The sequence below is a fragment of the Cupriavidus gilardii genome, assembly GCF_008801915.1.
Lineage (GTDB): Bacteria > Pseudomonadota > Gammaproteobacteria > Burkholderiales > Burkholderiaceae > Cupriavidus > Cupriavidus gilardii.
This window is the reverse complement of record NZ_VZOV01000008.1, coordinates 211192-222324: the sequence shown is the minus strand read 5'-3', so window position 1 is coordinate 222324 and position 11133 is coordinate 211192. Positions and strand designations below refer to the sequence as shown.

The window sequence follows — 11133 nt, the reverse complement described above, 5'->3', positions numbered from 1 at the left end:
GGCCGCGCGTGCGGCGCAGGACGCGCAGGCCGAACGGCAGCGCGCCGCCGCCGCGCTGGAGGCGGCGCGCCACGCCGAGGCCGCGATGGCGCCGCGCCTGGCGCAGGCACGCGAACTCGATGCCGTGATCGCGGCGTTGAGCCCGGACCGCGAGCGCGCGGCGCTTGCGCATCGGCAAGCCGGGCAGGCGCTGGAAGAAACGCGCCGCGATCAGGCGCGGTTGCGGACCGAGCGCGAATCCGCCGGCTCGGCGCTGGCCGCGGCCGAGGACTGGCTCGTCCGGCATGCCGGGCTCGAAGCCCTAGGCACGCAATGGCCGCGCTGGGACGCGCTGTTTGCGCAGGCCGACGATTGGCACGGCCGGCACGCCGCCGCCACGCAAGAGGCCGCGCGACTGGCAGCGCAGCTCGCCAGGGCACAACAGGACCAGACCGATGCTCAGGGGCGGCTTGCGGCCGCCGCCGCGTCGCTGCAAGACGCGCAGCAGCAATACGCGGTCGCGCAGCAGGCGCTGGCCGGTCACGACCGCGATGCCATCGCCGCGCGAGCCGCCGAATTGCAGCGGCAACGCGACGCGCTGCAGCAGGCAGCGGCGCGCTGGCGCGAACGCCTCGCCGCCGAAGCGCGCATGGCCGAGCTGGTCCAGCAGCGCGACACGCTGCAGGCGCAATGGCAGCAGTGCCGGCAAGGCATCGACGCGGCCCGCGCCGCACGGCCCGCCGCCGAGCAGGCGGCGGCGCAGGCGGAACGCTCGTGGCAACGCGCGCTGGCCGCCTGCCAGCAAGGCGTCGAGCGGTTGCGCGAGACGCTGGAGCCCGGCGAGCCCTGCCCGGTCTGCGGCGCCAGCGAGCACCCCTACGCGCATGACGATTCGCCGCTGCGCGCGGCGCTGCAGGCCACGCTGGGCGCGCTGGAGGACGAGTACCGCCGTTGCCAGCAGGCGCTGGCGCGGATCGACGCCGACGAGCGCAGCGCCGCCGCATTGGCGCGCAGCCACGGCGACGCGCTGGCGCAGCTCGACACGCGCCTCGCCGCGGCGAGGCAGCAGTGCGACCAGGCGCAGCGTGAATGGCAAGCCGACGCAGTGGCTGCGCAGGCCGAAGCGGTCGATGCCGGCGAACGCGCGGACTGGATTGCGCGGCAACTGGCCGACGCCGATGCACAGCAGCGCAGCGCGGCCGAGCTCGACACCCATCTGCGCGCGCTCGACAGGCAAGTGCAGGCCGCACGCCTTCGCCTCGATGCCGGCCAGGCCGAGCAGACCGCGGCCCAAGGCGCGCTGCAACGCGCGCAGGCGCTGGCCGCCGAACTCGCCTTGCGGCATGGCACGGCCAACGAGTCGGCCGCCGCAACGGCGGCGCAGCGCGACCAGGCCTTGCGGGCACTGGACGAGGGCGCGCTGCGGCATGCCGCGGGCGCCGGCTGGCGCAGCCAGTGGCACGACGATCCTGCGGGATTGCGCACGCGCTGCGCGGACGATGCCGGCCAATGGACGCGGCATCGCGACGAACGCGACGCGCTACGCCAGCGCATCGTCCAGCTCGATGGCGCGCTGGCCGCCGCCACGCAGGCGCACGAGCGCGCGCTCGACGCGCATCGCAAGGCCGCCGAGGCGCTGGCGTTCGCCGACACGCGGCTGTCCGGACGGCGCGCCGATCGCGAGGCGCTGTTTGCCGGCACGCCCGACGCGGGCCTGACGGTCGACGCGATCGCGGCCCGTCTGGCGCAAGCCGGTGCCGACGCCACGGCGCGCGTCGACGAGGCGCAGCGCGTGAGCCAGGCGGCCAGCGAACAACTGGCGCGGCAGGGCACGCGCGCCGAACAGGCGCAGTCCCAAAGCGAGGCGCTGGACCGGCAGGCGCGCGAAGCGGCGGCGCGGCTCGAGGCCTGGCTGCAGGGCTGGAACGACCGGCACGATGGCTCGTCAGCGGCTGCGCCGCTCGACGAAGCCGGCCTGCGCGCGCTGCTGGCGCTCGATGCCGATTGGCTGGCGCGCGAGGAAGCGTCGCTGCACGCGCTGCAACGCGAAGTCGATGCGGCGCACGGCGCGGTGCAGACGCGCCGCGCCGAACGCGAACGCCATCTGGCGCGGCGGCCTGGGCAGGACGACGCCGCCACCGTGCAAGCCGCACTGGCGGCGGCCCGTGCCGAACTCGAGGGCGCCAAGCAGGCGCTGGCCGAGGCCGATTTCACGCTGCGCCGCGACGACGAGCGGCGCGCGCAGGCCAGAGATCTGGTCACGCGCATCGAGCGGCAGCAGGCCACGGCGCACACCTGGCAGGTCTTGAACGAACTGATCGGCTCGGCCGACGGCAAGAAATTCCGCAATCATGCCCAGCAGATGACGCTGGACATCCTGCTCGGCTATGCCAACCGGCATCTGGCCACGCTGTCGCGCCGCTACCGGCTCGAGCGCGTGCGACAGAGCCTGGCGCTGCTGGTGATCGACCAGGACATGGCCGACGAGGCCCGCTCGGTGCATTCGCTGTCCGGCGGCGAGTCGTTCCTGGTATCGCTCGCGCTGGCGCTGGGGCTGGCATCGCTGTCCTCGCATCGCGTGCGCGTCGAATCGCTGTTCATCGACGAGGGCTTCGGCAGCCTGGACGGCGACACGCTGCGCGTCGCGATGGACGCGCTCGACAGCCTGCAGGCCCAGGGCCGCAAGGTCGGCGTGATCTCGCACGTGCACGAGATGACCGAGCGCATCGGCACGCGCATCGAGGTGCGCCGGCTGTCGGGCGGTCAGAGCCGGGTGACCGTGGGGGCGTAGCGAGATAGCGGGGGAGAGCGCAGCAGCGCTGGCCATTCCGCGAACGCTGCACGAGACACTGTGTTCGCGATCGCGAACAATCGCGCGCCATCCCGCGCCCTGTCTGGGCTGGGCATCGCCCCGCCCCGCACGCCGCGCCGCCGTGCCGTGCAGGATCGCGCCTCAGGGGTTACCCTTACACCGTCCTGCCGCCCGCCCGCCAGACCCCTGGCCTTCGCGGGCGGCGTCTGTTGCAGCAGCGGTGCCCCCGCCGCGCTTCGCCCGACGCCGGCGCACGCATGCCCGCGCATGATCGCCAGCGTCCTACTCAGCGATCTCCCATGACAGAACTGACCAGCACCACCATTCCGGCCGGCCCGACGGAGCGCGACCACGACAGCCGCCGCCGCGTCTTCGCGATCGTCGCGGCCTCGTCCGGCAACCTCGTCGAATGGTTCGACTTTTATATCTACGCGTTCTGCGCGATCTATTTCGCGCACTCGTTCTTCCCGCAGTCCGATCCCACCGTGCAGCTGCTCAATACCGCCGGCGTGTTCGCCGCGGGCTTCCTGATGCGGCCGATCGGCGGCTGGGTGTTCGGCCGCATCGCCGACCGCCACGGCCGCAAGCATTCGCTGCTGATCTCGGTGGTGATGATGTGCACGGGCTCGCTGATGATCGCCTGCCTGCCGACCTACGACAGCATCGGCGCCTGGGCGCCCGCGCTGCTGCTGCTGGCGCGGCTGCTGCAGGGCCTGTCGGTCGGCGGAGAGTACGGCACCACCGCGACCTACATGAGCGAGGTCGCGCTCAAGGGCCGGCGCGGCTTCTTCTCGTCGTTCCAGTACGTGACGCTGATCGGCGGCCAGTTGCTGGCGGTGCTGGTGGTGGTCGTGCTGCAGCAGCTGTACACCGAGCAGGAGCTGCGCGCCTGGGCCTGGCGCATTCCGTTCGTGATCGGCGCGATCACCGCGGTGGTGGCGCTGCTGCTGCGCCGGACGCTGAAGGAGACCTCGAGCGCCGCGTCGCGCAATACCAAGGGCGCCGGCAGCGTCGTCACGCTGCTGCGCGACCACAAGGCGGCCTTCTTCACGGTGCTCGGCTACACCGCCGGCGGCTCGCTGATCTTCTATACGTTCACCACCTACATGCAGAAGTACCTGGTGAACACCGCCGGCATGCCGATCAAGACCGCCAGCTACGTGATGACCGGCGCGCTGTTCGTCTACATGTGCATGCAGCCGCTGTTCGGCGCGCTGTCGGACCGCATCGGCCGGCGTACCAACATGATGCTGTTCGGCGCGCTCGGTGCGCTGATCACGGTGCCGGTGCTGACCGCGCTGCATACGATCACCAATCCGGCGGTCGCCTTCGTGCTGATCACGCTGGCGATGGCGGTGGTCAGCCTCTATACGTCGATCAGCGGCATCGTCAAGGCCGAGATGTTCCCGCCGGAAGTGCGTGCGCTCGGCGTGGGCCTGGCCTATGCGATCGCCAATGCGGTGTTCGGCGGCTCCGCCGAATACGTCGCGCTGAACCTGAAGGCGGTCGGCCACGAGTCGGCCTTCTACTGGTACGTGACCGCGATGATGGTGCTGGCCTTCCTGGTCAGCATGCGCTTGCCGCGGCAGGCGAAATACCTGCATCACGACGATTGATGCCGCTTCACCAGGCGCCGACGACAGCGCCTTGACCTTGACGATCGGGCCGGCGATATCGCTGGCCCGATTTCATTGCACTGCCGCTTCGCACACGCCTAGGCCGCCGCCATTTGCCGGCACGCCTGTGCGCAGTCGCGGCAGGCCTGCGCGCACTGCTGGCAATGCTGGGCGTGATGACGCGCACACTCCTCGGCGCAGCGTTCGCAGATCTGCGCGCACAGCGCACATAGCTCGCGCGATTGATTGCTGCCGCGCGACATATAGGCCACCGACAATTCGCAGATGCCGGCGCAGTCCAGGTCCAGCCGGATGCACTCGGTCATCTTCTGCACGTCGTGTTCCTGCAGGCAGGAGGCCGCGCAGTGACGGCAGGCCTGCGCGCAGCGCGTGCAGGCATCGATACAGGCTTGATATTGCTCGTGAGGCATGACATCCCTCCTCGGTCGGTCGACGCCGGATTGGCGCCATACCCGACCGAGCAAGGCGCGGACCACGACGACGGCGCTTCGTCAGCTCCGCCCGCCGGCACCGCGCCTTGCGGCACCGCGCCGATCGGTATTACATGCCTTGCAACTTCTGCCGGCCGTCCAGCGGATGGCCTGCCCTACCGGCACGAGAAATTGGCCGCATCGTCGGTACTGCCGCTGCCCTGGTAGACCGCCTTGCGCGGATACGGGCACAGCGGCCGCGTGCGCGTCACGGTGCCACCGGTGACCGCCGAGGCGACGATGCGGTCCGGCGCCGTGCCCCTGGTGACCCAGGCATCGAGCGCTTCCAGGATGTCGTGGTCCGCGTCGACCACCGGCGCCGGCGTATCGCCATTGCCGAACTGCGTCGTCCCCGGGCCGCCCGAGCAGTGCCCCATGCCAGGCACCATGAACAGCCGGAAGAACCCGTCGACTGCCGCCTGCGAGCCTTGCGCGGCCTTGACGCGATCGTAGTAGGCGATGGTGTCGACCGCGTTGACCACCGGGTCCTGCCAGCCGTTGTAGACCAGCAGCTTGCCGCCGCTGGCCTTGAAGGCCGACAGGTCCGCGTTGGTCTGATCGACCATTGCGCCGACCTTGGCATCGGCATAGGCCAGGTCGCGATCGAAGTCGAAGGTCCACCAGTTCCACTGCGGGTTGTCGAACACCCAGTAGCGCCAGAAGTCCGCCCGCGTGGGCTCGGTCGTGCCCCAGTAGGTGTTCCAGCCCACCGGCGAGCTGCCGGCCGTGAACAGCGCCTCGCTGGTCTTCGGCCACCCCGGGTACACCTGCTCGCCGGTGCGGGGATTGCGCGCGCCCGCGTACATCGCCTTCAACGCCGATACCTGTTCGGCGGTCAGGCAATTGTCGGCATCGGCCCCCGTGCATTGCAGCGTGGCGGGATCGAAACCGCATTGGCGCGGGTCGTCGACCACGCCGTCGGTGACGCCATCGTCCGCATCGCAGGCCGCCACCGCGGCGCGCGTGACCATCGGCAGCTTGGCCGCCGGTACGATCGGCGACAGATTGTCGTTGGGCCGGTGATTGGCGAGGAACTGCCACAGAAAGCCCGCGTTGAGACGCACGCGGTTGTTGCCGGGCGCGCCGGCGATGATGCCGTCGAAATCGTCGGGGTAGCGCTGCGCCTCGGCATAGCCCTGATGGCCGCCGGTCGAGCAGCCGTAGAAGTACGCGCGCTCGATCTCGCGCGCGTGCATGCCGGCAACCAGCCGTTTGCCCGGCACCGTGATCGCGTGAATCGAGCGCGTGCCCCAGTCGACGATCTTTTCCGGGTGGTTGACGCCGAACAGCATGTCGTTCGGATTGGCGGACTGGTGGCCGGTATCGCCGCCGACCGTGGCATAGCCGCGCGCGAGCCCCATCGCCATCGCCCGGTAGCCGAGCGCCGGGCTGTAGCCGCCATTGCCGGTCACCAGCAGCTTGCCGTTCCACTGCGCGGCCGCCGGAATCCAAACCTCGAAGCGGATTTCCGAATCGCTGCTGGGCCGCGCCACCGCCTGCACGCGGCAGAACGCGGGCACCGTCACCGTGGTGCCGGCAGCGGGCGAGAAGCTGCCGGCGGCAATCTCGGTGGCCGCCTGCACCGTGGCGCCGTCAAGCGCCGCGGTCGCCATCTGCGCGCAGGATTTTGGTGGCTGGTTCGCGGCCGGAGGCGGTGCGGGCGGCGCGTCGTCGTCCCCGCCGCAGCCTGCCACCGCCAGCGTCATCGCGGCGAGCGCGGCCATCGCCGGCGCACGCCATGGGGTTGGCTTGTCCATGTCGTCTCCTCGGTTCGTTCGGCAATGCATCAAGGCAGCACCGGATTGGCCTGCGCCCGTGCGATCGCGCGCTGCGCATCGGCAGGCAGCAGGAAGCGCTGCGCCACCAGTGCGTCGGCCGCCGACCGCAGTCTTGCCAGATAGCCCGACTGATCGCCGTACAGCGCCTCCAGCGAAGGCCGCTGGTCGCCGGCCGCCGTGCGCGCGGCCTCGGTCTTGTGGAACGGGATATAGCTGCCGGTCAGGTTGACCAGATCGACGATGCCCGGCGTGGCGACATAGTTGAACTCGAGGCTGGTGCCGATCGGCACCTGTACGTCGAGCGAGCGGATGCCTGCCCGCGCCAGTCCGGTCGAGGGGTCGAGCTGCGGCACCAGGATCGCGTAGTCGCGGCCCAGATAGGCGGGCGGCAGTACGGTGGCGATGCCCGACTCGTCCTGCGGCCGGTACTGCGGGCCGTAGTCCAGCAGCGGGAAGCCGTTGTAGCGGGCGAGGTACTGGAAGTCCGGGACCGGCACCGTTCCGCTGGGGCCGGTGAAGCTGACGCCCTTGATCACCGGCACCTGCAACTGATCCGGACGCACCAGCGTACCGTCGGCGACGCGCGGCACCTGGCTGTCCGGCGGCGCGATGTCGCGCGCGACCCAGTCCTCCAGCGCAATGAACAGCGCGCGGAAGGTATCGGCGAAGTCGATCATCGAGCCGGCCGGAAAGACGGTCTGCGCGGGGTTGTAGTTGATCTGCGCCGAGCGGCCGCCGTGCTGCGTGCTGGCGTAGTAGTAGATGCGCGCGTTGTCCGGCTGCTTCAGGTCGGTGAAGCCGTAGGCGTCGGTCAGCACCGGCGAGCCCTGCAGCTGCCAGAACTCGGTGCCCGACAGGCCGAGGAAGAAGCGCGGGCAGGTCTGCGTCTCGCTGCAGCGCTTCATCACGCCGCCGGTGCGGCCCGCGACGGCGTCCTCGTAGTCGGCCGCCAGGCCGCGCGGCGCGGTCTGGCCGAACGCGCGATGATCGGTGCGCAGGCCACCGCCGCCGCCCGGCACCGCGAAGCGCGTGTTGATATTGGTCTGGCGCGCGGCGACATGCGCGAAGATGCCGTCGAACACCTTGCCGCCGTCCAGCGCCGCGTTGAAGCCCAGATGCAGGAAGGTCTTCATCGCATTGCCCGACTGCGAGGTGCCCTGCCCGATCGCGTAGCGGATCGCGCCGGCGATCGGATTGGGCGTGCCCGCCGCGTCGGCGGCGCGATGGCGGAAGAAGGTCACCGTGTCGCGCAGCGCCGCGAGGCCGACGCCCATCACCTTCGGGTCCTTGGCCACGTAGGTGATCTCGTACAGATAGCCCGGCTGGAAGCCGTCCTTCAGGCAGACCTTGCTGCCGTCGGGCTTGCCGGGAAACGGCGCGCCGCTGGCGGTGCAATCGGCGAACTTCCATTCCGACGGCGCGATCGGCACGCGCGGATCGGTCTCGTTGACGCGGCGCGTCAGCGTGTAGCCCGGCTGCGTGTTGTCCAGGCTGGCCGGCGCGTACGGAATCATCGAGCCGTTGAACACGCCGCCGGGCAGGTTCATCGTCGAGGTCGCGGCGCTGGGCACCAGTTCGGCCGCGTACGGGCCGGTGATGCTGCTGCCGTCCTTGTTGCGCGCCACCGGCACGCTCAGCGTCAGCCGCGCCGGCGAACTCTTGGGCACGTCGCCCTGCCAGGCCGCGTACAGGAACACGTAGCCGCGTTCGAAGTAGACCGCGTCGCCCGGCACCGCGGCCGGGTTCGGCATCGTCAGGATATTGCCGCGATTGGGCGCGTCATAGCGCAGCACGCCGCCGGCCTTGCCGATGTCCTTCGGCTTGAGCATCACGAACTCGGTGGTGTACTCGACCATGCCGCGCGCATTGACCGGTGCGAGCTCGAGGTCCTGGATCACCGCGTTGCGCGGATCCTTCGGATCGACCTCGCCGTGCAGCGAGCCGGTCAGCTTCTCGTACGCGCCGACGCTGCCGAAGCTGCCGGGAAAGTCCTCGCGCGCGGAAATCGTCAGCGTGATCGCCGGCGTCAGCCGTTGCCCGCCGCCACCGGGCGGGCCGCCAGCCGACGGACCGTCATCGTCGTCGCCGCCGCAACCGGCCAGCAGAGTGGCCGTCGCGACCGCGGCCGCCGCGGCCAATACCCATCCCATCGCCCGCGCCGTGCCGACGCGGCGAGCGTGCCTGATCTCCATGTCTTCTCCTGCCCTGGTGGTTCTTCTTCGGGTCGCTTGTCGTCACGCCCACTGACGGAGCGTTGGCGCCAAGTCTAGGAAGGAGATTGATCGGAGAGAAATGGATAATCTCGATGGATTCAGCGGGTTTTCGGCTTAATCGCTTCCATCAGCGCCGCGATCCGCTCCGGCGCGACGCCGGCCTCGCGCAACACCTCCTCGGTATGCTCGCCCAGCGATGGCGCGGGCCGGCGGATCGCGGTGGGCGTGCGGGCAAAGCGCGTGGTCGGCCGGACCTGCCGGATCGGGCCGACCGCCGGATGCACCGATTCCTCGAACAGGCCCACCGCCGACAGATGCGGATGGCCGGGCAGCTCCTCCAGACGGTAGATCGGCGTGGCCGGAATATCGAGCCGCTCGCACAGCGCCATCCATTGCGCGGTGGTCCGCAGCGGCGCCAGCTCGGCCAGGTGGCCGTACAGCGCCTTGATGTTGGCGTTGCGCTCGCGCCGGCTGGCGATCCGATAGCGTTCGGCCAGATCGTCGCGTCCGAGGTCGTGGAAGAACGCCTTCCAGTGCCGCTCGGTATAGGGCAGCATGCTGATCCAGCCGTCGGCGGTGCGCACCGGCTTGCGCCCGCCTTCGAGCAGGCGTGCATAGCCGGCCCTGGCGGTCGACGACGGGAACATCATGCCGCCCATATGCTCGGTCAGCACGAAGGCCGCCATCGTTTCCAGCATCGGCACCTCGACGTACTGGCCCTCGCCGTGGCGCTCGCGCCGGAACAGCGCGGCCAGCACCGCGTTGGCGACCGCGAGCCCGGTGGTCTTGTCGGCGATCAGGCTGGGCAGGTAGTCAGGCTCCGCACCGGCCGCGCTGGCCGCGCCGACGAAGCCGCAGGCCGCCTGGATGATGTCGTCGAACGCCGGCTTGTCGCGGTCGGGGCCGTCCTGGCCGAAACCGGGCGCGGCGCAATAGACGATATCGGGCCGCAGGCGCGCGACCGCCTCGTAGCCGAAGCCCAGCCGCTCGATCGCGCCGATCCGCATGTTGTGGACCAGCACGTCGACGGTCGGGATCAGCGCGCGCAGCGCGGCGGCGCCCTGCTCGTCCTTCAGGTCGAGCACCACCGAGCGCTTGTTGCGGTTCAGCGCAAGGAAGATCGAGCTCATGCCCGCATGCTCGACCACGCCGTTGGCGCGCATCAGGTCGCCCTCGGGCGCTTCGATCTTGATCACGTCGGCGCCCATGTCGGCCAGCACCTGCGTGCCCATCGGCCCAAGCACCACGGACGACAGGTCCAGTACCCGCACGCCGTCCAGCGGCCCCGCCACGGCGGTCTTGCCGCCGACCTCGTTGTGTTCGTTCACGGATGCACTCCTGTGGTGCCGGCTCAGCGGCGCTGAAAATTGGGCAGGCGGCGCGCGGCCATCGCGGCCACGCCTTCGCGGAAATCCTCGGTGGGGAACTGCGTCAGCTGGACCTGCAGCTCGTGCCGGTTGATCTGCGCGATGCGGTCGGCCAGTCCGGCGCGCAGCGTGGCGCGCGTGCTCTCGACGGCCAGCGGCGCGGACAGCGCGATCTCGCACGCGAGCGCATGGGCGCGCGCCAGCACGTCCGCCTGCTCCGCCAGCTCGTCCGCCAGCCCCATCTCGACCGCGGTCGCGCCGTCGATGCGGCGGCCGGTGTAGAACAGCAGCGCGGCGCGCTGTTCGCCGATCAGCCGCGGCAGCGTCAGGCTCAGGCCGAAGCCGGGATGAAAACCGAGGCGGTTGAAGTTGACGCTGAAGCGCGCCTCGCGGCAGGTCACGCGAAAGTCGGCGACCAGCGCCAGCCCCACGCCGGCGCCGATGGCCGCGCCGTGCACCGCGGCGACCATCGGCTTGCGCGTGCGGAACAGCCGCATCGCTTGCCGGTAGAAGGGACTGGGATCGCGCCGGATCGAGGGATCGCTGGCGCCGAAGTCGGCGCCGGCGCAGAAGGACTTGCCCTCGGCCGCGAGCACGATGGCGCGGCAATCGTCGTCGCGATCGAGTTCTTCGATGGCATCGGCGAGCGCCGCCATGCAGTCGGCGTCGACATGGTTATGGGGCGGGCGCTGCAGGACCACGTGCGCGACGTGGTCCTGCGGCATCCGGCGCAGCGAGAGGGGGGATGAGGTGTCCATGGCGGTAGGAGGTCGGTGGTAGTAGCAGTGACGCGAGAAGCGGCGCGGGAACTTGCGTGGAAAAAAGCGGCGCGAGTCATGGGCGGCCAAAGCGGCGTGGGAAATTGCCGATGGATCGC

7 protein-coding genes are annotated in these 11133 nt (G+C 70.5%); 2 read left to right on the top strand and 5 right to left on the bottom strand.

Annotation, left to right across the window (positions count from 1 at the left end; translation table 11 throughout):
• Both F7Q96_RS12915 and F7Q96_RS12910 read left to right on the top strand, forming a co-directional pair.
• On the top strand, nucleotides 1-2770 hold a 2770-nt coding region (locus F7Q96_RS12915), incomplete at its 5' end, for an SbcC/MukB-like Walker B domain-containing protein (protein ID WP_151022782.1).
• 320 nt (nucleotides 2771-3090) lie between these two features.
• Nucleotides 3091-4407: an MFS family transporter gene (locus tag F7Q96_RS12910; RefSeq protein ID WP_053820968.1), complete on the top strand. Its 1317-nt coding sequence runs from the start codon at nucleotides 3091-3093 to the stop codon at nucleotides 4405-4407.
• Nucleotides 4408-4505: 98 nt separating this feature from the next.
• Here F7Q96_RS12910 and F7Q96_RS12905 read toward each other — a convergent pair whose 3' ends face one another.
• The 5 genes from F7Q96_RS12905 to F7Q96_RS12885 form a co-directional block, all read right to left on the bottom strand.
• A complete protein-coding gene (locus tag F7Q96_RS12905; protein WP_053820967.1) occupies nucleotides 4506-4838 on the bottom strand; it encodes a four-helix bundle copper-binding protein in 333 nt (110 codons plus the stop codon).
• 176 nt (nucleotides 4839-5014) lie between these two features.
• On the bottom strand, nucleotides 5015-6655 hold the full coding sequence (locus tag F7Q96_RS12900; RefSeq protein ID WP_158507237.1) for a tannase/feruloyl esterase family alpha/beta hydrolase: 1641 nt from the start codon (nucleotides 6653-6655) through the stop codon (nucleotides 5015-5017).
• A 29-nt stretch (nucleotides 6656-6684) separates the two neighbouring features.
• Nucleotides 6685-8826: an alpha/beta hydrolase domain-containing protein gene (locus F7Q96_RS12895; protein WP_053822954.1), complete on the bottom strand. Its 2142-nt coding sequence runs from the start codon at nucleotides 8824-8826 to the stop codon at nucleotides 6685-6687.
• Nucleotides 8827-8987: 161 nt separating this feature from the next.
• On the bottom strand, nucleotides 8988-10217 hold the full coding sequence (locus tag F7Q96_RS12890) for a CaiB/BaiF CoA transferase family protein (RefSeq protein WP_151022780.1): 1230 nt from the start codon (nucleotides 10215-10217) through the stop codon (nucleotides 8988-8990).
• A 23-nt stretch (nucleotides 10218-10240) separates the two neighbouring features.
• Nucleotides 10241-11014, bottom strand: coding sequence for an enoyl-CoA hydratase/isomerase family protein (locus F7Q96_RS12885; RefSeq protein ID WP_053820965.1), 774 nt, complete (start codon nucleotides 11012-11014; stop codon nucleotides 10241-10243).
• Nucleotides 11015-11133 lie beyond the last annotated feature (119 nt).

Excerpts from the sequence above, each read along its gene's own strand:
- F7Q96_RS12910 (WP_053820968.1), top strand. The coding sequence starts at position 3,091 with ATGACAGAACTGACCAGCACCACCATTCCGGCCGGCCCGACGGAGCGC.
- F7Q96_RS12905 (WP_053820967.1), bottom strand. The coding sequence starts at position 4,838 with ATGCCTCACGAGCAATATCAAGCCTGTATCGATGCCTGCACGCGCTGC.
- F7Q96_RS12900 (WP_158507237.1), bottom strand. The coding sequence starts at position 6,655 with ATGGACAAGCCAACCCCATGGCGTGCGCCGGCGATGGCCGCGCTCGCC.
- F7Q96_RS12895 (WP_053822954.1), bottom strand. The coding sequence starts at position 8,826 with ATGGGATGGGTATTGGCCGCGGCGGCCGCGGTCGCGACGGCCACTCTG.
- F7Q96_RS12885 (WP_053820965.1), bottom strand. The coding sequence starts at position 11,014 with ATGGACACCTCATCCCCCCTCTCGCTGCGCCGGATGCCGCAGGACCAC.